The sequence below is a fragment of the Nostoc sp. EspVER01 genome (assembly GCF_034530635.1).
In the GTDB taxonomy this organism is placed as follows: domain Bacteria; phylum Cyanobacteriota; class Cyanobacteriia; order Cyanobacteriales; family Nostocaceae; genus Nostoc.
This window is the reverse complement of sequence record NZ_JAVRCS010000023.1, coordinates 37,275-60,092: the sequence shown is the minus strand read 5'-3', so window position 1 is coordinate 60,092 and position 22,818 is coordinate 37,275. Positions and strand designations below refer to the sequence as shown.

Annotated in this window: 18 protein-coding genes and 1 pseudogene; 6 read left to right on the top strand and 13 right to left on the bottom strand. The window is 41.8% G+C overall.

Annotated features, from left to right (window positions below; all coding sequences use genetic code 11):
• Positions 1 to 18 precede the first annotated feature (18 nt).
• Positions 19 to 2,169 (bottom strand): PAS domain S-box protein, encoded by a 2,151-nt coding sequence (locus tag RMX69_RS19240; RefSeq protein ID WP_322638408.1) that lies wholly within the window; start codon positions 2,167 to 2,169, stop codon positions 19 to 21.
• A 517-nt stretch (positions 2,170 to 2,686) separates the two neighbouring features.
• Between RMX69_RS19240 and RMX69_RS19235 the strand changes: the two genes are divergently transcribed.
• The 4 genes from RMX69_RS19235 (at position 2,687) to RMX69_RS19220 (ending at position 5,458) form a co-directional block, all read left to right on the top strand.
• Positions 2,687 to 2,887: a hypothetical protein gene (locus tag RMX69_RS19235; RefSeq protein WP_322638407.1), complete on the top strand. Its 201-nt coding sequence runs from the start codon at positions 2,687 to 2,689 to the stop codon at positions 2,885 to 2,887.
• Between the two features lie 150 nt (positions 2,888 to 3,037).
• Positions 3,038 to 3,640, top strand: coding sequence for a DJ-1/PfpI family protein (locus RMX69_RS19230; RefSeq protein ID WP_289797993.1), 603 nt, complete (start codon positions 3,038 to 3,040; stop codon positions 3,638 to 3,640).
• Between the two features lie 186 nt (positions 3,641 to 3,826).
• Positions 3,827 to 3,952, top strand: a complete 126-nt coding sequence (locus tag RMX69_RS19225) for a hypothetical protein (RefSeq protein WP_322638406.1) — start codon at positions 3,827 to 3,829, stop codon at positions 3,950 to 3,952.
• Between the two features lie 123 nt (positions 3,953 to 4,075).
• Positions 4,076 to 5,458: a PrsW family glutamic-type intramembrane protease gene (locus RMX69_RS19220; protein ID WP_322638405.1), complete on the top strand. Its 1,383-nt coding sequence runs from the start codon at positions 4,076 to 4,078 to the stop codon at positions 5,456 to 5,458.
• A 322-nt stretch (positions 5,459 to 5,780) separates the two neighbouring features.
• Here RMX69_RS19220 and RMX69_RS19215 read toward each other — a convergent pair whose 3' ends face one another.
• The 4 genes from RMX69_RS19215 to RMX69_RS19200 all read right to left on the bottom strand — a co-directional run bounded on the left by RMX69_RS19215 (position 5,781) and on the right by RMX69_RS19200 (position 11,514).
• Positions 5,781 to 6,428: a hypothetical protein gene (locus RMX69_RS19215; RefSeq protein WP_289797996.1), complete on the bottom strand. Its 648-nt coding sequence runs from the start codon at positions 6,426 to 6,428 to the stop codon at positions 5,781 to 5,783.
• A 147-nt stretch (positions 6,429 to 6,575) separates the two neighbouring features.
• The gene (locus tag RMX69_RS19210; protein ID WP_289797997.1) at positions 6,576 to 8,150 is read right to left on the bottom strand and encodes a CHAT domain-containing protein; all 1,575 of its coding nucleotides are present in this window, start codon (positions 8,148 to 8,150) and stop codon (positions 6,576 to 6,578) included.
• A gap of 133 nt (positions 8,151 to 8,283) precedes the next feature.
• Entirely contained in the window at positions 8,284 to 10,566 is a 2,283-nt protein-coding gene (locus tag RMX69_RS19205) for a protein phosphatase 2C domain-containing protein (RefSeq protein WP_322638404.1), read from the bottom strand.
• A gap of 588 nt (positions 10,567 to 11,154) precedes the next feature.
• Entirely contained in the window at positions 11,155 to 11,514 is a 360-nt protein-coding gene (locus RMX69_RS19200) for an NAD(P)H-quinone oxidoreductase subunit M (protein ID WP_094350943.1), read from the bottom strand.
• An 866-nt stretch (positions 11,515 to 12,380) separates the two neighbouring features.
• Here RMX69_RS19200 and RMX69_RS19195 point away from each other — a divergent pair.
• The gene (locus tag RMX69_RS19195; RefSeq protein ID WP_094350942.1) at positions 12,381 to 12,665 is read left to right on the top strand and encodes an Npun_R1517 family heterocyst differentiation transcriptional regulator; all 285 of its coding nucleotides are present in this window, start codon (positions 12,381 to 12,383) and stop codon (positions 12,663 to 12,665) included.
• Between the two features lie 707 nt (positions 12,666 to 13,372).
• Here RMX69_RS19195 and RMX69_RS19190 read toward each other — a convergent pair.
• From RMX69_RS19190 to ctpB, 5 genes are all read right to left on the bottom strand, one after another.
• Complete coding sequence (locus RMX69_RS19190) at positions 13,373 to 14,068, bottom strand: response regulator transcription factor (RefSeq protein ID WP_289797999.1); 696 nt, start codon at positions 14,066 to 14,068, stop codon at positions 13,373 to 13,375.
• A gap of 32 nt (positions 14,069 to 14,100) precedes the next feature.
• Positions 14,101 to 14,304, bottom strand: coding sequence for a hypothetical protein (locus tag RMX69_RS19185; protein WP_289798000.1), 204 nt, complete (start codon positions 14,302 to 14,304; stop codon positions 14,101 to 14,103).
• A 104-nt stretch (positions 14,305 to 14,408) separates the two neighbouring features.
• Positions 14,409 to 16,295 carry an EAL domain-containing protein gene (locus RMX69_RS19180; RefSeq protein ID WP_322638403.1) on the bottom strand — a complete coding sequence of 629 codons (1,887 nt, stop codon included), beginning with the start codon at positions 16,293 to 16,295 and terminating at the stop codon, positions 14,409 to 14,411.
• Between the two features lie 694 nt (positions 16,296 to 16,989).
• On the bottom strand, positions 16,990 to 17,958 hold the full coding sequence (locus RMX69_RS19175) for a glycosyltransferase (protein ID WP_322638402.1): 969 nt from the start codon (positions 17,956 to 17,958) through the stop codon (positions 16,990 to 16,992).
• 148 nt (positions 17,959 to 18,106) lie between these two features.
• Positions 18,107 to 19,447: a carboxyl-terminal processing protease CtpB gene (gene ctpB, locus RMX69_RS19170; RefSeq protein ID WP_289798003.1), complete on the bottom strand. Its 1,341-nt coding sequence runs from the start codon at positions 19,445 to 19,447 to the stop codon at positions 18,107 to 18,109.
• Between the two features lie 312 nt (positions 19,448 to 19,759).
• Here ctpB and RMX69_RS19165 point away from each other — a divergent pair, with 312 nt between their 5' ends.
• Positions 19,760 to 20,458, top strand: coding sequence for a YdcF family protein (locus RMX69_RS19165; protein ID WP_322638401.1), 699 nt, complete (start codon positions 19,760 to 19,762; stop codon positions 20,456 to 20,458).
• Position 20,459: 1 nt separating this feature from the next.
• Here the strand turns inward: RMX69_RS19165 and RMX69_RS19160 are convergent.
• The 3 genes and pseudogenes from RMX69_RS19160 to RMX69_RS19150 form a co-directional block, all read right to left on the bottom strand.
• Positions 20,460 to 20,681 (bottom strand): annotated as a pseudogene (locus RMX69_RS19160) (Txe/YoeB family addiction module toxin); the annotation flags it as partial.
• Between the two features lie 83 nt (positions 20,682 to 20,764).
• Entirely contained in the window at positions 20,765 to 21,007 is a 243-nt protein-coding gene (locus RMX69_RS19155) for a type II toxin-antitoxin system Phd/YefM family antitoxin (protein WP_289800048.1), read from the bottom strand.
• A gap of 250 nt (positions 21,008 to 21,257) precedes the next feature.
• Positions 21,258 to 22,460, bottom strand: a complete 1,203-nt coding sequence (locus tag RMX69_RS19150; RefSeq protein ID WP_289798005.1) for a 3-dehydroquinate synthase — start codon at positions 22,458 to 22,460, stop codon at positions 21,258 to 21,260.
• Between the last annotated feature and the right edge of the window lie 358 nt (positions 22,461 to 22,818).

The window sequence follows — 22,818 nt, the reverse complement described above, 5'->3', positions numbered from 1 at the left end:
CGTTGAATTATCGTCTTCTTAGTCTCCTAAAGGCAAGCTAATAGGTATCTCAATTTGAAACTCAGTTCCTTGTTCTGGTATTGATAAACACGTAAGTTTTCCTTTATGCTTCTCTACTACAATCTGATAGCTAATTGATAACCCTAACCCTGTACCTATCCCTACTGGCTTAGTTGTAAAGAAAGGGTCAAACAATCTTTTTAGTACATTCTCTGGTATTCCTACTCCATTATCAACAAACCGAATCATGACCTTCCCATGAGGAGATAATTGAGTAAAAATATTGATAGTACTGGGTGCTTCTTGCATCTGTTCAATAGACCGCTTTGCATCCCGTTGTTCTAATGCATCTAAAGCATTAACCAGAATGTTCATAAAAACTTGATTTAGCTGCCCTGCATAGCATTCTACTAAAGGTAGCTTGCCATATTCCTTAATGATTTCAATTGCTGGACGGTTATGTTGTGCCTTGAGGCGATGTTCTAGAATTACTAAAGTACTATCAATCCCTAAGTGAATATCCACGGCTTTACATTCCGCTTCATCCATACGGGAGAAATTTCGTAATGAAAGAACGATTTGTTTAATTCTATCTGCCCCCATTTTCATTGACGAGAGTAACTTGGGCAAATCCGCCATTAAAAATTCTAGATCAATGGCTTCTATCTGTTCTTGAATAACCTTGACGGGATTCGGATAATGTTCTTGGTAAAGCTCAATCAAAAGCAGCAAATCGTTAATGTATTCGTTAGCAGGCTGAATATTGCTGTAGATGAAGCTCGTAGGATTATTGATTTCGTGAGCAACTCCAGCAACCAATTGACCAATAGAAGACATTTTTTCGCTTTGTAGCAAATGAGCTTGGGTGCTTTGGAGTTCTTTAAGAGCGCACTCTAAATCTTCCGCTTTTTGCCGTAAAGTTTCTTCCGCAGTTTTGAGTTCGCTGATATCCCTGGCGATCGTCGAGAAATATTCAACTTTTCCATCAGGTGATTTGTGAGCAATAATCAGTTGGGATATGGGAATTTCTCGTCCATCTGCTTTTAAAAGAGCCGTTTCCCCAACCCAATCACCGACTCGAACTGATTCTGGTAATCCTTGATTATGGATAATATCATTTGCCCATTTCGGATGATTTTGGCACAAATTTCTCTCCTGAAAAGATTCTTTTTCCCCCAGTTCTAATATTTTGCGAGCTGCTTTATTAAAGTAAAGAACCCGCCCAGTTAAGTCAGCAGTGCTGATAAAGTCTGGTGCTGCTTCTAGAATTGCCAACAACTTCGCCTGTTCTTTCTCGGCTTGTTTATGCTCGCTAATATCACGAGATACACCAACAGTCATGATCGTTTGACCTAATTCGTTACGAATAGCAGATTTGATTGTATGGAATAGGCGTACTTCGCCATCGTACCGAGTTACTGGCTCTTGGGGAATTTCTAGGGTCTGTCCACTTTCAAATACGTAAGCATCATCTTTGATATATTGCAGGGTATGATCTACTTCGTTGAAGGGTGCATCAATCATATTTTGAAGCTGTTCCTCATTCATACCGTAATAATCACGGAATGCCTTATTTGCCCAAATAATTCGAGATTTAGCACCTTTAACCAGCACCATATCTGTAATTGCATCAAGAATTTGCTGATAGGTCTTTTCGTTTTCGCGCAGAGCGTTTTCAAAAGATTTTACTTTTGTAATATCCTGCACTGTTGAAACAATACTAATTACCTTGCCATCAACGTTAGTTATAGGAGTGTGACACCAATCACAAATAATCACTCTTCCATGTTTTGTCAAGTTCTTACTGAGATTATTACCTCCCACTTTCTCTTCAATTAATAACTCCATTCTTTTGATGACTTGTAATCTCTCACTTTCTGGCACAATTATTTCTGGTACCTGACAACCGAGTACTTCACTTTTGCTGTATCCAAATAGTTGTTCAGCAGCCGGATTCCATTGTATTACTTGAAACGCTGTATTCCACTCAATTAAAGGTAAAGGATTACGTTCTATAAGTAATAAAATTTTATCTTGCAACTGTTTCAAATCTGGTTCTGCTAATTGATGTGCAATTTCTTGACCATTTATACTGACTTCATCAACTTTTAGCGCTTGGTTTACAGAAAAATTGTTGCTGGATTGAATGCCTTGTTGTTGAAAGTTCATCCTATCTAACTGACTAATAGATTTGTTTGGTTCTTAAATCTAGGATTCCCTATTATTTAGGTAATATAACATTCCTCTTTCTGATAACATCTATCTGTTGGAAATCGTAGTAAAAAGAGGACAACTTCGAAGGCATCAGTACGTCCATTAAATGTCTCCAAGAGGTAGCAGCTATATCCTTACCTCTTCAACTATAGGACTAATATTTGATTTCTGAACAAATCTGCGCAGTCTCATTTGTTCCCTGTTGCCTACCTACACAGATAAATTCAATAATCAAAGCGGATTCCTATAGTTAATTGTTGCCTGAATCAATATAAAATATCAATTTCGAGCGTGACCTGATTCCAGAACTTTTGTTAGACCCTCCATAATCCGAAATCAATAATTCATCTCATCCAAATGAAGATACCTACGAATATAAAAGTTTTATCTAAAACTGAGGCAGATATTTAGATTTGTTTATAATTGGCAGTACTGATTTGCGATCGCCTATCTTCAACAAAATACGAACTGTATGATGTTAGTAGGTGACTCGTCTGGCGCTCAGATTGCGGCAGCAATTGCGACATCGATCGCGAATCCCGTCTATGCAGACAAACTTGGTATCCGGCCTGCTTTGCAGTCAGGCCCAGTCAAGGCAGCGCTACTGAATTGTCGAGGCTATGATATTAACGGCGTTAACTATGTTTTTTTAAGATGCATTACATTTTGTTAACTTGCCACTCTGAAATGATACATGACAGCACAGTGATTGATGTGATATATCAAAAACTCGTATATCAACTAACGCCAAAAAAGCTGACTCTAAATTAATATCTATTCTATAAACAACTATTGATGACTAATAGGTAAGGGTAACAAATATATGACTGCAAAGAAACTTTTGATGCTTGTTGGCGACTATGTAGAAGACTATGAAGTGATGGTTCCTTTCCAGACATTGCAAGTAGTGGGACACACTGTCCATGCAGTTTGCCCCGACAAAAAAGCTGGCGATAAGGTGCGAACAGCAGTTCATGACTTTGAAGGAGACCAGACTTACAGCGAAAAACCCGGACATAATTTTACTTTAAATGCAACGTTTGCAGAAGTAGAAGCCACAAACTACGATGCCTTAGTCATTCCTGGAGGAAGGGCACCAGAATATCTTCGCCTCAATCAGCAGGTGCTAGAAATCACCCGTCACTTTGCCCAAGCGAATAAACCGATTGCTGCCATCTGCCACGGCTTGCAGGTATTAGCGGCTGCTGATGTACTGCAAGGCAAGAGATGTACTGGCTACCCTGCTTGTAGCCCAGATATCAAAAGTGCTGGAGGAATCTATGTTAATATCCCTGTCGATCGGGCAATAGTTGATGGGAACTTGGTGACAGCACCAGCTTGGCCTGCTCACCCACATTGGCTAGCAGAATTCCTCAAAGTACTTGGAACTAAGATTGAACACCCAGAACTGACTACAGTTGTTTGAGACAAGATACCAGAAATATTTTGGTTCACTTCATAACAGTTTCTTCCCCTACTCCTTACTCCAAAAGAGCTTTGGCAAAACAACAGACAATAGACGACTAAAAATTATATATTTTTGAAATGGAACTAAATGCAGTAAAAAATACTATTTTTTAATAAATTGCAGTGGGTTGAATTTGCAGCTACGATGTCAAAAGTACAGCATCGAGACAACCTGATTGATCCGCCTAACAAGCCAGTTTTAGGGCAAACTCTCAGCAGATGGAATACTTCTTTACATGAGGTGAAACAATTTGAAATTTTGCACCAATAATTTTAAATTTCTTAGCAGTAAGTGAAGCTATAGTGGATTTAGCAATGCTGCTGCTAATGTGGCTAAGGTTAGTCCTGCTGCCAAATTATGTGAAGAATTAGTTTAGAAACGCACTTCTTATCGATGACAGGCAAAAACGCAAGACATAATGCATTTCTGCGGCTAGTGTCTGGTAATGGGGCAGCTTTGGGAGCAGAATCTCGCTACTCGCTGCCCCCCAGTAAAGAGATGGTAATTGGACGCGACCCCAGCTGCCAAGTTGTCTTGGATGCCATGATGTACCGAATGGTATCTCGTCGTCATGCAGTGGTTCGTCCCCTCTCTCTATCCCCGGATAGCAAATTTAGCTGGGTGCTTTGTGACTTGAATAGTGCTAATGGCACTTATTTGAATGGACAACGCTTATATGAATGTCAGGAATTGCACCCAGGCGATCGCATTTCTCTAGGTGCTGATGGGCCACAATACATTTTTGAATACGAGTATACCTCACTGACGCCGGCGACAACAGTAAACCAAGTTATACCACTGCCTTCGGCGACGAACTACCACAACCACACGCAATTAAAGCAGCCAGATTCTGTTAGCTTCACCCAGCTTTTTCCGATTATTTCCACTGGTAAAGATTTAACTAGTAAAGCTTACCTCATACCGGGAATACTGACCGTAATTTTTGTGGTGCTGATGTTCGCTACAGTCGGTCGGCCCCAAGCTAATCAAGTGATCGTAGCAAGTTACATTGCCTTCGCAGCCTACTATTTTGTTTACCAACTTTGCGGTAAACAAAAGCCTTGGTGGGTGCTAATGGCTACGTCATTGGGTACAATCCTGATTTTGCTTAGTCCGCTGTTGGATCTATTTATTTTCGTATTTCGTGGCATCCTGCCTGGAAGCTTGCCCACACCCCAAGAATCTATCACCTTCACAGAGCTATTGGTGCGGATGTTTTTTGGCGCTGGGTTGATGGAGGAATTACTCAAGGCATTACCTGTACTAGCAGCTTTTGCCATCGGTAGAATGTTGTCTTCACCTTGGCGAGAACGCATCGGCATCTGGGAACCTCTAGATGGTATTCTCCTGGGTACGGCTTCTGCCGTTGGCTTCACTCTCTTGGAAACCCTTGGTCAGTATGTGCCTGATATCACTCAAAATGTCACACAACAGGTGGGTATAGGGGCTGCTGGTCAACTGGCAGGTTTACAACTGCTAATTCCGCGAATTTTAGGCTCTGTAGCCGGACACATGGCTTATAGTGGCTACTTGGGTTATTTTATCGGGTTGGCTGTCCTCAAACCTAGTAGAAGTTGGCAAATTCTCTCTATTGGTTATCTGAGCGCCTCTGCGCTCCACGCTCTCTGGAATGCTACAGGGTCAATCAATGCCTTGCTGTTGGTAGTTGTTGGAGTGTTATCTTACGCTTTTCTGATGGCAGCAATTCTCAAGGCACGGGCGCTGTCACCGACGCGATCGCAAAATTTTGCTACCCGATTTCTTGGCCCAAAATAGAGAGAGCAGAGGAGCAGAGGAGCAGGGGAGAATAATTCTTGACAAATGACCAATGCTTGAGTATTTACCTCTTGGGATAGATGGCCTAATTTGAAAATCAGCGTATTGTTAATCTATTATGGAGTAAATATACTTACAAAAATAAAAATCATTAAACTTTTTGGACAAAGTATTAATTTTAGACTCTTCCTTTGCGTAAGGCAAACCAACATCTTTGCAAAAGACACCTCAAAATAAAGTAAACAGCAAAGCGCGGGTTACGCGAACACAATGCATAATGAAAACTTTTCCTATACCCTACTCCCTACTCCCTACTCCCCATTCATACTTCAGACTGAGACTTGTTAAGTTCAGTAAAAGCATAAGAAGCGATCGCTAAACTAACCTTTGCTTTATCTACTTCTGATAAAGCTGTCCAATCGCTATTTTGAAGATTACTGAGTGCAGATGCCGCATTTTGCGATTCGCTACTTCGCATAGCGTAAGCAAAAGGACGAGCCAAAACGATCAGATCCTCTGTTCCCCAAGCTGGTAGCACTGTCTGAACGCACTCAACCAGTTGCTCACTGATTAATTGGCGAGCAGCAAATATCTCAGCAGCTTTGGTGGCGATGGTGTTGAGCAATATTTGGGGGACACAGGCAGAAAAATTCATCCGTAATGTCTCTTGAAGGTTAAGCACTACTGCCTGTTGTCGGTTATCATTGTGCTCGGATGTAGGAGTAATACTAGACCAAAGTGTATCTAGATGTCCGTAAAAATCTTGCGAGCGCCTCATTAGTTCAACGCCCTCCAAATCTTCGATTCCGAACTGTTGTTCTAGTTCTTGAAAATAAGCTTCTGATTCTTCATCACTTGGATTCCAGGGATAGTTAGCATCCTCTGGTTCTAGTAAAGCTTCTAATAACTCTAAATCTACTTGAGATGGCAAAGATGGGAAAGTGTCTGAGCCGTTAATTTTGTGAGCCATATTTTCTTCCCTCATGATTATTTGGTGGTATTGACAGCTACAAGTTCTAAGAGGAGATTTCCGCAAAAACTGTTGATTTTTTCTCTAAAAAAAACAGATTTTAAAAGCTAATGCTAAAGACTCAAATTCATTTATGCAATAGCTCCGCTAGGAGTTTTCAATCACAAACTCCCAGGTTTCACCTCTAGCACTTCCAAACTTTAACTGCATCCCCGATTTCAAAGGGACTTCCTCTCGGAGGATTTGTTGCCAGCCATTAGGGCCTAAAAACCAGGTTGTCCCGTAGGTGGAAAAATCTTGCAAGTAATAAGTTCGCATTAGTGTAGCATCTGTAAGAGTGTTGCGGCAGAAGATTTCGGCGTGGCGTTTGGATACAGATGGTTCGGGGATGACAATATCATTATCTTTCGTGCGGCCGATGCGGGTAACTCCATAACGCAGTAGCCAGGTTTTACCTTTTGGAGTCAGCGATCGTAAACTTGCAGTCGGAAGCGATGAACCGACCTCAGGAATGGCTGTATCTGGTAGTTCGGTAATACCTTCATCCAGATTTTTAATCAGTTCGCCATTAAAATCTGGATGCAGGTAGAGAACAGGCAAAGTCCAAGCAGGTTGATTAAATTTATACAGTGTTAACAACTCTTGCCTAGCCTGTGCTACGGCTTCGTCAATTGGCTTGTGCGATCGCAAAGCTTCGGTAAAGGCTTGAATAAAACTGTGGCTTTCATGGTCAGCGATTTCATCGCGCATCCCCAAAACCGCAGGCACACCATGACGAATCAATACTTCTGCTAAACTACTGGCGGGGATAGCTTGATGATTGATTGCAGCTGGTTGTGCGCCCCAACAGGCGTTAAAAACCGCTAATTTCACACCTGTACGGGTCAACACTTGCGCCAATTCTATCCCATTCAGAGGCATATCTGGTCGCAAAAACAGTAATCCTCCGTCTGGGTCTGGCAAACCATGTCCAGCGTAAAAGAAAACATTGTATTCTTTGGTTTCTAATTCATCAATCAACTGTTGTGGAGTTGGTTGAATGAGTTGATTTACTACGCAAGGTGCATATCTTTGGGAATTACCAGGCGTATCTGCAAGAGCTTGCTGTAATATAGCGGCTTCTTGTTCTAGTTGCAGCTTGTCATCATGACCTAAAACCAGCAAGATACTTAAAGCCTGGTCAGTTCGCAAATGCGGTAAAGGCTCAACTTCGGTGCTGGTGCGACTAAATAACAAATCTTGCGAGAGAGACATAGCCGATTGACCAGGCTCACGCTGCATAATTTCCCAAGGGAAAGCGATCAGATCCGGGTCGCGAATTTCTAGTCGAAAGCGCAAACGTGTATGCTGACCCATAGCAATACCACGACTGCGTTCTAGACTACCAAGAATTTGCCCGTCAAATACCCAGCGCCATAAATTCATTCCCAAGTATTGCATCAGACGACTGCTGTAGGGGCCAGTAGGTTGACCTGAAGGGGGTGAAATCCAATCTATGGGGAATGGGTTGCTCTTTTGAGATGTTGAGTTAGGGGAAATATCTAGGCGACCATGACCAGCAAACATCTGCTGCCATTCTTGCCAGACTTGAGTAAGTTCAACAGGCCATACACAGTCACGTAAAACATAGCCACTGGGATACGGAGCCTTGACCACCCAAATGGCGAAGTTGTCAGTGCCAGTATTTACGAGACGGGCGATCGCCAAATTCAGGGATGGCATGGATTCATTAAACTAAAAGCTAAAAAAAATAATTTCAAATAAAAATTCTTCAAGGTGAAAATTTTCTATTTTTTTGACCTTGTAAATTTCTTACTCTAATTGTTACCTGTTATTATTCCAGGTTTTTACAAGTTTATCGAGTATTTGATTGAGTTGGGCTGATGACGGGTGGAAGTGATTGAGTCGCTGGCGGTTGTGTAATAACAGCTTTACATGGATTTGGTGCGTCTGGTTGTAAAACAGAGAAGCTCGAAGGGTTTACTTTGGAGGAGTCTAGCGATAGTTTTGCTGGCAAAGCTTTTGGATTTGGTGCAACTGAGGTAGTTACTGCTGATTTATTACTATTAGCTGAACCTGGCGTGGTTTTATCAGCACAGACTCGCATAGGCACTAGAAAATTCCCAGGAACCGATTGGGGATTTAATTTTTTCTCAAGAACTAAATAAGTCTCAGGGGGAATAAATTGATTGTTTCCAAAGGATATTGCCTTGTTGGTTTTAATTACCGAACCAGGAGAAAGGTTATCAAGCGATCGCTGTGTAGGTGTTGCTTCGAGGATCGGATTTTGAGTTTGTAAGGGATTGGAAAAAATTGGAGAGGTTCCTCGCAGTTGCCTGACGAACAATCCTAAAAAACCTGCTGCTAGCACAAATATTAATGGAACTATCCACTGTAGGGGGAATTGACGAGTAATAGCCGATTCAGTATCTGGAATTACCTGAGTCTTGTGGTTTGGACTGCCTAAAACTGTCGCATCTGTTCCTCTGGATGCTAAATCAACAGTTTTGGCAGAATAACTCTGGGGAATTATTGCTTGGATGGTGATTTCTGGTTCCCAATATTGGACTTGATAGTGAACTAAAGCGACGGTGACATTATCATGTCCATTTTTAGTATTAGCAATTTCGACTAATCGATCGGCAACAGTTGCTATATTTGCTTCCCCAACTAAAATCGGCAAGATTTCTGTTTCCCAGTACTCCTCTACCCGATCAAAGTCACTCAAACCATCGGATGTGAGCAGAAAAACAGCATCTTCATCGAGCATAAACCGTCCCGATGTGGGATGCAATGAAGTGCTAGAACCCATCCCCAAAGCTTGGACGAGAGAGCCAGCGGCACTCTGTTGCACTGCTTCGCGGTAAATGGCATAACCTAGTCGCACTTCGCGGGAGGCGACATCATCATCAAGGGTAACTTGATAACAGCCGTGGCGTGTAATCCAGTAGGCACGACTATCACCGACGTGGGTAATGTACATTTCATGAGCAACAGGCAATGCCATGACTAAAGTCGTGCCCATGCGTTGACGCCCTTGGCGATTTTCACTGTCATTGCGCTGACTGATTTTGTCATTGGCCATTGCCACTGCCTTATCTAGGTCATTCAGCAGCATTTCCGGGTCTATGTGGTCGTAAGGAACCTTTGTTAGTTGCTGTACCTGCTGTTGGATGGTTTCAATGGCTAAATTTGAGGCGACATTGCCACCCTCGTGTCCACCGATGCCATCACAGACAATTGCTAAGGCTGTTGGCTGGGGTGGTTTGCTCACTGGAGTTCCACTGGGGGGACTACAGGCATCTTCGTTACGTTGACGACTGGGCCCGGTGTCGGTTTTGGTGATAATTTGGATCGTGGGTGTTTGCGATCGCCCTAACCCAGCCAGTCCCCGATCTAAAACACCGATTAATTGATCGGTGGAATTAATCTCTCCCTGAATTAAAGCTAGGCTAACGCGATTGACAAATTCTGCGATCGCTGGTTTGGCAGTGCTGACCAACTGCTGCCAAAATTCACCTAATTGGGGCAATTCTGGTGATATGGCGCTGTCAAAACGCAATTCCAACAACCGGACTAACGATCCTTCTACCCGTAATACATCAGAGTCAAGTAAGCTAGAGGCCACACCTTCACTTACAAGAGGTTGCCACAGATGAGCTATTTGCCATAACCAATTTAGTTGGCGCATTGATGTTGCATCACGCCAAGCGGTGGTTAACTCGCTGCCTAAATGTACTTGTTGAGTAGTGTCATCTACTAATAGTGGCGGTTTTTCTAAGAGTAATATTTCTCGGTGGGAAGACCCGTCAGCCACAAAAAGCACTCCATATACCTGCGGTACGTGTAGACGGTAGGGAATCAGTCTCAGGTACGCTTTTAGAGGCTGCAAATTATCTAACTCAGGCGTTAGCGCTAATAAACCAGGCTTCGTATCTAAAAGAAGAAATTTATCAAGGATTAAATAGCGATCGGCTAATATTTCTCCAGGGCTACCCACGCTTGGGCTATCTACCACAGCCCAGAGATAATTTTTGGGTAGAGGCGTCGAACATCGCTGGCAAAACTTGTGAGTCAGGGGGTTGGCAGCCTGACAATTTTCGTTTGGACAGTAGAGCGTTGCCGCGTCATTTTCCATATTTTTCGCACCGATCAGCGATTGGCAATTTCTTTAATAGCATTAGTAGGGACAATCTAGACCGCTCATCTTTCTTAAACTTGACATACCCAGACTTTAGATGATGATTTTAGCTGGCGGATATCAGCAGGTGCTAATACTTATCCGAATCCAAAAAATACGCTCCTAACTCAACCCTACAGCCTAATCATAGCTTCTATTGCCCTGTGACTCTCCATCGCCAAAGCAACTAACTCCAACCCTGTCACCACAGCATAACCCAAGCATAACTGCGCGATTTGTTTTTGCGAAATTACCCCATCATTAACAGGCAGAGAATATTGGTATTTATTTAGTTTATAAGTAGGATAGCAAGAATTAACTTTAATTTAAGAATTAAGAATCGCAAATATTAATTTTGGCAAAAGTACCTGATAAATGCAGTGACTCGAAGAATCTCTTGAGGACTGCTGTTAGTGGCAGCGGCGGGGTTAGCCAGTGCTGAGTTAAGAAGTAGACTTATGAGTTTTTTCACTCTCAGCCGAAACACTTTTAACTCAGCACTCTTTGTACAGAAGGGTTTGGGCAGCCCGCTACCAACTCATTGGCTTATTGTTTGTCGTCAATGGCAACTTGAGGGACTCCCATGCTGTAATTAGTAACACGGGCAGAAAGATTGTAGCTGACTTCCCCGAGTTGCAGAAGCGATCGCAGATAATGCTCTAAGTCTGACCCCACACGGCGCAAGTTATAGTCCGTGAGGTCTGCGCCACTAGATGCTTCTACTAGTTCATCAAATTTTCGATAAATTTTTTGCAGTGCATCTTCATTCCAATTAAATTCGTTATCTGGGTCAACATCTAAGGTTAAGACTTGTTGACTAGGAACTAGATCGCCATCCCGGTCAATTTCACCTGCAAAAATGCGGATGTGCCGGGTTGTGGACTTGAGCAGCATCGGGTTATCCATAAAAAGGTGTAAGATTTGCGTGGATTACACTGAAATTATTGTAGACCTTATATCCGAGCTTGAATGCTCCCAATTTAAAAGCTTTGAATGCTGTTTTAAAAGGGTACATTGAATGGTCATAAGTAAAAATATCACCTTTACTGATGAGCTTGCTACTACTGTTATGAGTTGAAGATATATTTAACTGCTAGTACTGACAGTAGTCGAATTATTTTTCTGTAAAAATTAATTGGTAGAGTATTTTTATTTAGTCTACGAATCTGACTTACTGCTAAGATTTTTGGACTCAATCAAGCCCAAAAGACGGTAGGGCAGGGCACTCAGCAGAAATGATTCGCTCTGTGTGCTTTTTTTATAGAGAACAAAAGTTTTGACATTAATAATTATGCCCAGCAATTTATCCTGAATTTTCTATTGCAAAAAACGTACATCAAGTAATTTCACGCAATAGCGCTGCATCGACTGCTGGCTTTAAGAAACTCAAGAAACCTAAGCAGTGTTACTTACGTATAAATACCAAAATTAGAGTAACAAGTCAAACTGTTATTGACGTTCACATAAAGTTGATGTAAAAACCTTTAAAAAGGTTGAACAACTTCTTACAGAAACTTTATTGTGTAGAATCTTAAAAACTGAATAATAGTTATGGCTTACCATAAGCTACATCTGGCACAGAAACCTCAAAATCTAGACACTGAAAATCTAGGTTGAAAATACACCACAGGAGAGTGAAATGGAATACAAAGGTGATTGATGAAGAAAAATTCTTAATTCAAGCACTTTGGATTCAAAAGAGATATAAAGAATTTTGCTGGACATCTACCTCCTTACCCTCATGACAACCAAGTAAAGGAATCTCAATAGTTATGAACTCCAAAGCATTACCACGCCAGATAAATAATCTCGAAGTAGGTGTTTATGAGTGTGAAATACATCTCAAATTCCGGTTGATTGAGGAAAAGAGTCTATTGAGCGATCGCGAGCAACTCTTACAGGTGCTACTTGATGCTTTAACCGAAGGTTCTGATGACTTTCTAGAAACGCTCCAAGCGTCCGTTAAAGCCCAGGAAGTATCTGAGTTTAAAGCCTCGCCTCAAATGCGGCGTCAGCTAATGCGCTTGCGTAATGTGGCGGAAAATTCTCCAACCTAAAGGTGTAATTTAAGTAATGAAAAACGTGAATTGGGCATCAAATCAAATGTTGATCCCATACCCCCGTTGCCATAAAAACTAAGCAGTCAGTAGATTTCATAAAATATTTTGATTTCTACCTTGTGAAAGTCTTATTTAGCAGCACAAAGTCCCAGGAACAGTTTCCGCTATTAAAAACTTTGTAGCAAAGGGTACTGGTAGAATCTGAAAGCAAATTCAGCCGGGTGCATTTTACCGAGTTTTTATCAAAACATTGCAGAATAATAAAACCCTGTGTCTTTACAGATGGGGAATCGGATAACAGGCGCAAATCAAATGAAAATCTAAAAGACAAAAGTAAAATAAATAACCTTTCTTTTAGCTTTTTGCTGAAGCTAAGTGCCTGATTTGCTGAAATACTTATGTTTTATCTATTACTGGTAATAGATCATGGTTTAGCAGCCAGTTAGCTATTATCAATTACCCAGAGGCAAGGGAGACAAGGGGACAAGTCTCTTCCTTCTTCCTTGTCTACCTTGTTATTTTCTCCATACCCAATACAACTCTTATAGAGGCTGCACTTCGACTACGCCCTTCGGCTACGCTCAGGACAAGCTCAGTGACCACGCCAACGGCTTCTCTACGATATGCTACGACACGAACGCGGTTCCTGAGCGAGTCGTTCGCGTAGCGTCCCGGAGGGAAGGGCAGTACAAGAATTCTCATCCCTATTTAGCAAGACCGTGTTCGAGAGCAAAACGAACTAACTCTGTACGGCTATTGGTACCGGTTTTACTAAACAAACGGCTGACGTATTTTTCTACATTACGGACGCTGGTTTCTAAGCGACGGGCGATTTCTTTGTTCATCAACCCTTCAGCGACCAAATTTAAAACACTTTGTTCTCTGGGAGTCAAATCAATTTTAAAAGGGGCTGGCGATTGGGAAATGGCACTTCTTTGAGTTAACAATGCCTTTATTTGGGCAATCTGATTGGCTAGTTCAGCAAGATCGGGGGTTTCAGCGTCATCTCCCGTACTCGCAGCCTTAGCAGCGCGGCGGGCTAGCAAATTTTCGACTATAGCCACTAACTCGTCTGGATCGAAGGGTTTGGGTAGATAGGCATCAACACCAGCGTGATAACCTTGAATGCGATCGCCTGTCATACCTTTAGCAGTTAAAAATACTACCGGTAGTGCTTGGAAACGGGGATCTTCCCGTAGTTGCTTCAGGAACTGATAGCCATCCACTTGAGGCATCATCACATCGGAAATCACTAAGTCAGGTGTATTCATCTGCATCCATTCCCAACCTTCAAGGGCGTTACTGGCGACTTGAACGCTGAAACCGCTCTCTTGCAAATAGTCTTTCACGGCTTCCCGTATCCCTGGTTCATCATCCACCAGTAACAATTGTGCTGACATTTAAAATTCCCTTGAGTTTTCCTTTTTCCAATTTAGCGAAAGTTGGTAGGCATTGAGCAACTTGAATTCACCTCTACCGCCTCTAAAGGTTTTAAAGTTGACATTTCTGCCTCCGTCAACCCTGCTGCTGGATTAACCATTCGCAAAGTTTGCCGACATTCTCCTATAGCGATATCCCAACAGTTGATGGTTTCATGTTGGCTACCGCTAAGGAGAGTTGGCTCGTCTTGACTCAAACTAAGCGACCATACAGTAAGGCAGTCTCCATTAGCTATGATTCATGATTGCTATGAGCATAACAAAGAGCGTCATTATCAATTACGAATTTTTTTGATAACCCTTACCATTGAGGATTTTCCATAATTAATGCCTCTGCTGCCGAGCTATTTAACGGAACTGAGAAAAAATGTCCCTGGCCATATTGACAGTTTAACTTTCTTAGAAGTAATAGTTGCTCTTTTGTCTCTACACCTTCGGCAAGCACATCCACACCTAGCTTGTGTGCCAAGGCGACAATTATTTCAATAATTTCTAAATTCTTACTATTAATACGCATCAAGCTAATGAAAGAACGGTCAATTTTCAACACACTAATCGGAAAGTTATAAAGACCACCTAATGAGGAATAGCCCGTACCAAAGTCATCAATTGATAACTCAATGCCCATCTCTCGAAGTTGCAAGATTGCGGCAGTTACCTTATTGCCATTTTCCACAATTGCGTTTTCAGTAATCTCTAGCATTAAAGTGCCAGCATCAAGGCCAGTTGAGTGCAAAATTTGCCCAATCTGCTCTATCAAATCCGGCTGAGAAAATTGCTTGACGGAGAGATTAACACTAATTTTATCTAGTAATTTAGAACAATGGTATACCCGCCAAACTTGCATCTGGCGGCAAGCTTCATGCAATGCCCATTTGCCAATGGAGAAAATTAGTCCTGTTTCCTCTGCTAGGGGAATAAAATCTGCTGGATTAAGCAGACCACGCTCTGGATGCTGCCAGCGCAATAGAGCCTCAAAACCTATAATAGAGCCACTAGTGAGCGAAACAATCGGTTGGTAATAAACCCGAAATTCTTCGCGTTCAATTGCTCGGCGCAAATCAGTTTCTAACTGCAATCTCGCTAGAGCATCAGCATACATATCTGAGTTGAATAACTCATAACGCGCTCTGCCTAGCATCTTGGCTCGATACATTGCTGTATCTGCATCCCTCAACAGTTCTTCTGGGTGTTGATAGTTTACTGTCGAACTCAAGGCTATACCAATACTTGCCGTGATGAAGACTTCTTGTCCGTCAAGTTCAAAGGGTAATGCCAGTTCCTTCTGAATCCGTTCAGCTACTTTGATGGCGTCTGACACATCCTGGATTCCCTCAAGCAGGATTGTAAATTCGTCTCCCCCAAGCCGTGCCGCTGTATCTATGGAGCGTACACATATTTCTAGTCTACTTGCAATAGCAAGCAGCAATTGGTCTCCATTTAGGTGTCCAAGACTGTCATTGATCACCTTAAACCGATCTAGGTCGATAAATAGCACAGCATATAGATAATCTGAATGCCGTTTTGAATAATTTACCGCATGTTTTAGGCGGTTCATAAATGCAACGCGGTTTGCCAGACCCGTCAGTGTATCGTGAAAAGCAAGGTGCAGTAGTTGTGACTCGACTTTTTTACGTTCTGTAATTTCATTTAGCAATTTCTGATTTGCTTTTACCAGTTCCGCTGTCCGTTCCGCCACCCTTATTTCTAACTCACTGTAAGCTCGGTACAACATTTCTTCAGCTTGTTTGCGTTCACTGATGTTGCACAGCAGCCAACGCCAGCCAAGTTGCTTCTCCCCAAGGTCGTATACTACAGACGCTCTCACATTAGCAGGGAAAGGCTTTCCTCTCCGTGGCTGTAGGTGAATTTCCCAGTTCAGTACCTCCTGCAAATTGTTTATTTGAGAGTTAAAGGACTGGTGGTCTTGTTGAGCAATAAAAAGAATTAATGGTTTACCTACTAAATACTTTTGTTGGACACCAAGCAAAGTTGCTGCTACATGGTTAGCCTCTTGGATTGTCCCGTTGATATCAGTTACCAAGTAACCATCTGGAGCAAACTCGAATAAATCTTGGTAACGCTGGCGCTCTTTCTCTACTGCCGCTCGTGTTACCTTTAACTCCTCGGAAGCTGTCAATAGTTCTTCCATTGCGGTGTTAAGTTCCTCGAAAGCCTCTGTTATCATCTCCTGTGGTGAGTTCAGCTTAGTTCCATAGCATTTTAATAGTCTCTGTATCTGTGAGCGTAATTTATCTATATGTTGATTAAATCCATCCACTATCATGTTGCTCAACTCACAAAACTATGAAGCGTAGCTGTGAATGAAAAGAGCAGGGTAAGCAAACCCCATGCTTTCTTCAAGACTTCAGACGCTATTGAGCAGGTAAGGAGAAAAGGTTACTTGCAAGAGCGGACACTCTATAAATAGATATGACAGAACTTGGTTTTTGATTTACTAACTGAACCTCTCAATAATGAGGAAGCAATCAAATTTGTGTAGCTTCAATCAACTTTTAGCCCTATTTAGTGCCACAAGCTTGTCTAATAACGACTAAAGTGCTAAGTGGTAACAAGCCCTACCTACTGGAATTTTTATTTTATTAAATACAAGGTACTAAAGTTAAAAGATTAATAACAGCATATTTGCTTTACCTATTTTTGAAAATACTTCTTAAGATACATTCGCTTTTGTGAGCTAAGGAAAGAATAAAGGTCTCAGTCAATGCTTCTGGACTGACAAGAACGTTTTTGCTTAGGCGTTACTGAATTCAGGTATGAAAATGATTTTGCGTAATTTCAAAACCTTTGTAGAGGCTAGCAATTGCAACGTCTCTATACCAAGATTTACACATCTAAATCAGCAACGCTCTTTTTCTTCGTTACAGTCGAGCAATTATCTTGGCATTCTCTGGTAGCTTGGCGTCTCTTTGTCCAGCAGTACGCGCCCTAGCTGTGAACAAACCAATGGGAGTACTTAATAAATCTACAAGGGTGGCTTGCTGCGCCAACGCCTTTTTAATATCTCTTGGTACTTCCTTCAATAACCAACGTGCCAAACGATAACCGTATTCTTTGGGTGTCATCTCTCGCATTAAATCTACACCGTACAGTTCGTGCAGATAGCGATTTGAGCGTCCATAACGCTGCCATTGACTCTGTAGTTCTTGAAGTGTAGCGCGGTGGCGGTGCTGAACGATCGCATTTGGGGCAAATTCTAAACGCCCGATGTTTTCCCCCAAAATCCGCCAACAAATATCAGCATCACCACCAGTAGTCAGATAGGGACGAAATAAACCCACTTTTTCAAAGGCAATGCGTCGAATCGCCAAATTAGCTGTTTGACCATAGGGACGAAAGGAATGGTTCAGAGTATGCTTTTGCGATAAAGTTTCTTGACGGTCTGCGTGTTGTTCTAGCAGAGTTGTGCCTGGTAGTGCCAAAATTTCACCAGCAACAATTACCACTTCTGCGTTGACAAAAGGCTGAATTAGTGTATCTAACCATTGCGGTTGTGGGCGACAATCTGCATCGGTAAAAACGATAATTTCACTCGTAGCGGCGCGAATCCCAGTATTACGAGCAGCGTAAGAGCTTTGAATTTGGGTTTCGCTCAAGGGGCGAATTGTAATTGGGCAATTTTCGGCAGATGTTTTCAGGATGGTGAGAGTGCGATCGCTACTGTTGTTGTCTACCAATAAGTATTCTACCCGGTCTTTTGGGTAAGTTTGAGACAACAGACAATTGATTAACTCTGGTAAATCTGCCTCACCGTTATAAATAGGAACAACCACCGACACCATTGGTAAAAATCTGGTGGCGGTGGTTGCATCAACTGGCTGATGATTCATAAATCTGAGATTTTGGAGATGGGATTAGTAGCTAGTATTCCCAAACCAAAATCCTGGAACGGCATATCAAGCAGTTTTCATAACTCCAAAAATCTGGATTTGGGAATACTACTATATAAACACCTGGCAACAAATCATTCGTGTCAATTTAAAATTTCAGGTTATCAGCGCGGCTCATGGGTCGAGTCGGTTGATTTGCTGGCGGCTGGGCAAAGTTGTTATTTGATAGAATTGCGATCGCTCGAGCATATTGGGGATCGCTCTTAGTTCCGATTAAATCTGGATTAGAGGCCAATTGACGCTCTTGTGCTTCTGTCAAGTCTAGCTTGATATCTGGGGCAATCCCTTTATGGTTAATATCTGTTCCCGCCGGGGTGTAGTAATGAGCTATGGTGACAGCCAAGCCGGAACCATCTGCGAGTTCATGAACTGACTGCACTAGGGCTTTGCCAAAAGTTTGACCACCTACGACTACCGCCCGCTTATTATCCTTGAGTGCGCCTGTGAGGATTTCGCTAGCACTAGCTGAATTCCCATCCACTAAGACCGCCAAAGGACGATTTGTCAAAGCAGTGCGATTAGCTTTAGTTTCCTCAGTGCCACCCACACGGTCTACTGTCTTGACAATTCCGCCGTCATTATACCACATCCGAGCAATTTCAATGCTCGCCTGCAACAAACCGCCAGGATTTCCCCGCAAATCCAAGACATAAGAATCAACTTTCTTAGTGTTCAAATCGCGGATGGCTCGTTGCATTTGTTCTGCGGCATGGGCGCTAAATTCTCGCAAACGAATATAGCCAACACGGCGATTCCCTTCTTGCTTGAGGGTATAGCGTACCGTTGGGACTTCAATACTTGCCCTTGTCAGCTTCAAATCAAAGGCATTTTGGCCTGTACGTCCCAGCCGTAGTTTGATGGGAGTACCTGCTTTACCACGGATTAGCTTAGAAGCGTCATCCACTTTCATTTTGAGAGTGGGTTTGCCATCAATTGCCAAAATTTCATCGCCTGCTTTGATCCCAGCTCTCAGTGCCGGAGAATTTTCTATGGCTTCGACAACAGTGAGGCGCTGAGTTTTGTCGTTCACTTCCATCCGAATGCCGATACCAGAAACTTCCCCAGATGTTTGGCTAGTTAGAGCTTCAAATTGTTGGGGGTCCATGAACCGAGTGTAAGGATCTCCCAATTTTTGTAAAGCTTCGCGGATGGCAGTGTATGCTTCTTCCTTAGAAGAGTAGTCTTTGCTCAACAAGCTTTGCCTGGTTGCTTGCCAATCTTGTTGATTAAATTTGCCATCAACATATTCATGATTTACCAGTTGCCAAACTTGGTCAACTATCACTTTTGGGCTGTCTTGGAGGGCTAGAGCAGCACGGACACCACGAGTCCAAGCTGGGCCGAACACGGATATGGTAGCAGTTGTGGCGATCGCTCCACCAATCAAGGCTACTTGGAGCGGTGAGTAACTTTTCGCAGATTGGTTCATGTATACTTAGCTGGAATAATTGTGTTGTTGACAGTTTAGCAATCAGGCTTTCCAGAAATTTTTAAGTTTTTATACCCCAGAATCAACAATCTTCCTTCATCATTTTTATCATTAAATGATGCCAAAAATGCCGCATTAGTTATTAACAATCATTTCTCAGTTTGTTAGTCTACTCCGGAAGGCTATACTGAGCATGTGACACTTTAATTAGCGTCATGTTTGCATTCTAGATTACTTTTATAAGATAGCACTTTGCTCACTGAATTGCAGTACTGTTATACAGCAATAAAATCAGTTTTTCTTACTTAAGTCATGAAACGCAAATTTACCAACAAATCATTAATTTCTATTAAAAAAAAATCTGCTAATCTGTGGCAATTGTTACAAAAACTCAGTGGTGGATTGTATGTTGTCCTGGGTGTTTGGCTGATTTTCACTACTATAACCTTAGTTTTTGCTTCTTCGCAGCCGATAGATGCCTTCTTTGTGCTAGGTGGCAGTATTCGTCGAGAAACTTATGTTGCCCAACTAGCAAAACAATACCCACAAACCCCAATTTTAATTTCTCATGGTTCCCCAGATCCCTGTATACGGTTAATTTTTGAGGCGGAATTAGCAGAGTTACAAAACGTTTGGTTAGAAAACTGCGCGAATTCTACCTTTGAAAATTTTTATTATGGTATTCCAATTCTGCGCCGTTGGGGAGTGCATAAAGTCATGTTGATTACCTCGCCCAGTCATTTACCCAGAGCTAAATGGATGGCACAGATTCTTTTGGGCGCTCATGGTATTTGGGTAGAGCCAGAAATTGTTCAAGAATTGGGTGTTCCTGGTAATCGGGAATCTTGGACTAAAACTGGATTAGATATAACGCGCAGCTTATTGTGGGCGATTTTAAGTCAAATTATTCAACCGCAATGCTCAAATGTCACAAAACTTACTGATGTAGATATGCAAGCTTGGGAGCATCGAGGTTTTCATTGTGAACACCAAGGGGGGTTGAGGAGATAACTTACTCGTAATGCGTCCACATACGAATTATTTTGGCTACTTGCTCGGATTCGATGACCTGATATACCAACCGATGCTGTATATTTATCCTCCGAGAATAAGCACCTAATAAGTCACCAACCAGCTTTTCATAAGGTGGAGGATTTTCAAAAGGATTTTCTTTAAGGACTGCGAGTAATTCTTCGGCCTTTTCCTTTAAGTTACTAGAAGCTAATTTCTTCGCGTCTTTTTGCGCTTATCTTGTGTAAATCAACCTCCAACTCGCGGCTTCGGGGTTTGCAAGTGGCTCCTCAGAAGCTTGCTGACTCACCAATCCAACTCCTCATCACATTCTTGGATCGGGGTTGCTAGTCCTTCTTTTATAGATTCTCGCATTCCAGGGACAGATAATAAGTAAAGAGTCTCTTGAATTGCAGACCAATCTTTTTCTGCAAGCAGAATCGCATTACCGCGATCGCCTCGAATGATCACAGGTTTCCCCTGCTCTGCAACTTGGTCGATGATCTCTTGCAAATTCTTTTGAGCGTCGTTGACGGGAAGCGAAGACATCATAACTTTTTTAACTCACGATAATTTTAATTTAGTAGAAAAGTTGAGAAATTTACCACGTTATCAACGACGAAGAAGAGGAACTAAAAAGTATTTTGCAATTTAGAAGCACGAAGTTGCGATCGCTTTAAAAATTAAGCAGTATATTTGCATAAAATAATCGCTATTGGGCAAAGGTGAAGAAAATCTTACTCTCCACCTCTGGGCTTGTTGCTAAACATCGCTTCTGCTGATTGCATCCAAGGGAAAATTAATGCAAAAGTTCCCAATCTTGCAGCATAAAAATAGCATCTCTATACAAAGACAAATCCGCCTGGTTAACTTCTATTCCCTCTCCGATTCCTTGTAGAAGGGTAATTGTCAATTTTCCTCCCAAATGTTCGCGGAATTCTGTAAGCCCCCTAAACAGACAATGCGGATGGTCTAGTTGATCTAATTGCTCTGTTAATGCCGATACGTACAAAGTAAAGCCTAATTTTTTGAGTGTAGTTAGAACCCTTTGCCACTCTGATTGCAAGAGTTGCCCTGTTAAATATGAATAGGTTGTATCTAAAGCGATGCCGATCGCAACAGCTTCACCGTGACGTAGGCTGTAATTAGTTAAATGCTCTAGTTTGTGAGCAGCCCAATGTCCAAAATCCAAAGGACGCGATGAACCCATTTCAAAGGGATCGCCGCTACCAGCAATATGCTCTAAGTGCAACTGAGAGCAACGATAGATTAACCTTTCCATTATGTCCATGTCTCGATTAGCCAATTTATCGGCATTAGTCATAATGAAATCGAAGAAATCTGCATCTTTAATCAGCGCTACTTTTACCGCTTCTGCAATACCCGATCGCCAATCTCGATCGTCGAGGCTAGTAAGAAAATCAAAGTCATTCAAGACAGCATAAGGTGGCATGAATGTACCCAAAAAGTTTTTCTTACCAAAGGCATTGATTCCGTTTTTGACTCCTACACCCGAATCATTTTGCCCTAATACTGTTGTTGGTACTCGTAAGAGCCGAATTCCTCGGTGAGCCGTTGTTGCTGCGTATCCTGCCATGTCTAGGACGGCTCCACCTCCAATTGCTAAAACGTAGGAGTGACGGCACAATCCAGCTGCATTGATCCGCTGATGAATTTGCTCTATAAATCTAGAATCGTTCTTGACTGCTTCTCCACCTGGAACTACTATCGGTTCACCACTCAGTGTTAATATATCTTCATAACATTGGGCATAAGCTGATAATTTTTTTAATAGCCCATCTTGATATTGTAAAAATCCTGCATCTACCACCGCTAGTACTTGTTTTGGGGTTGTCTCCCCATCTGCGGCGATCGCTTGTGCAAGTAAAGGATTATCTAACTGAAACAGACCTCTAGTGAAGTGAACATCATAATTGAAGGTAACACGGACACATTGGTTAATTGGTTGTAGATTAAGAGCGCTTTTTTGTTGAATAGCCATTTGAATATTATTACTTTCTAAGTACCTGTCAATATATACAATATTGCAATTAAAGTTAACAGCAATATAGACAAAACTAATCCATTATCTAATTCGATTTTGAAATGAATTACTAGGTAAATCTATTCAATAAACTAATCATACTTTTGAAGTGTCTTTGCCTAACAGATAAAGTTCAAATTAACATGAATTTACAATTTATATTAATGTCTGTGTTTGATATCTGAGGTTAGTAATAGAGATCATTATTACATAAAATTCTAATTTTTTTCCGTAAGATAATTTTATGATTTATCTAATCAAAATGGTATCTTTACAGTATCTTATTTAAAATCATGAGATTTTTATAGATTCAATG

Excerpts from the sequence above, each read along its gene's own strand:
- RMX69_RS19190 (WP_289797999.1), bottom strand. The coding sequence starts at position 14,068 with ATGTCAGCACAATTGTTACTGGTGGATGATGAACCAGGGATACGGGAA.
- RMX69_RS19230 (WP_289797993.1), top strand. The coding sequence starts at position 3,038 with ATGACTGCAAAGAAACTTTTGATGCTTGTTGGCGACTATGTAGAAGAC.
- RMX69_RS19225 (WP_322638406.1), top strand. The coding sequence starts at position 3,827 with ATGTCAAAAGTACAGCATCGAGACAACCTGATTGATCCGCCTAACAAG.
- RMX69_RS19200 (WP_094350943.1), bottom strand. The coding sequence starts at position 11,514 with ATGGATAACCCGATGCTGCTCAAGTCCACAACCCGGCACATCCGCATT.
- RMX69_RS19220 (WP_322638405.1), top strand. The coding sequence starts at position 4,076 with ATGACAGGCAAAAACGCAAGACATAATGCATTTCTGCGGCTAGTGTCT.
- RMX69_RS19240 (WP_322638408.1), bottom strand. The coding sequence starts at position 2,169 with ATGAACTTTCAACAACAAGGCATTCAATCCAGCAACAATTTTTCTGTA.
- RMX69_RS19235 (WP_322638407.1), top strand. The coding sequence starts at position 2,687 with ATGATGTTAGTAGGTGACTCGTCTGGCGCTCAGATTGCGGCAGCAATT.
- RMX69_RS19180 (WP_322638403.1), bottom strand. The coding sequence starts at position 16,295 with ATGATAACAGAGGCTTTCGAGGAACTTAACACCGCAATGGAAGAACTA.
- RMX69_RS19205 (WP_322638404.1), bottom strand. The coding sequence starts at position 10,566 with ATGGAAAATGACGCGGCAACGCTCTACTGTCCAAACGAAAATTGTCAG.
- RMX69_RS19175 (WP_322638402.1), bottom strand. The coding sequence starts at position 17,958 with ATGAATCATCAGCCAGTTGATGCAACCACCGCCACCAGATTTTTACCA.
- RMX69_RS19155 (WP_289800048.1), bottom strand. The coding sequence starts at position 21,007 with ATGTCTTCGCTTCCCGTCAACGACGCTCAAAAGAATTTGCAAGAGATC.
- RMX69_RS19150 (WP_289798005.1), bottom strand. The coding sequence starts at position 22,460 with ATGGCTATTCAACAAAAAAGCGCTCTTAATCTACAACCAATTAACCAA.
- RMX69_RS19210 (WP_289797997.1), bottom strand. The coding sequence starts at position 8,150 with ATGCCATCCCTGAATTTGGCGATCGCCCGTCTCGTAAATACTGGCACT.
- RMX69_RS19215 (WP_289797996.1), bottom strand. The coding sequence starts at position 6,428 with ATGGCTCACAAAATTAACGGCTCAGACACTTTCCCATCTTTGCCATCT.
- RMX69_RS19195 (WP_094350942.1), top strand. The coding sequence starts at position 12,381 with ATGAACTCCAAAGCATTACCACGCCAGATAAATAATCTCGAAGTAGGT.
- RMX69_RS19165 (WP_322638401.1), top strand. The coding sequence starts at position 19,760 with ATGAAACGCAAATTTACCAACAAATCATTAATTTCTATTAAAAAAAAA.
- ctpB (WP_289798003.1), bottom strand. The coding sequence starts at position 19,447 with ATGAACCAATCTGCGAAAAGTTACTCACCGCTCCAAGTAGCCTTGATT.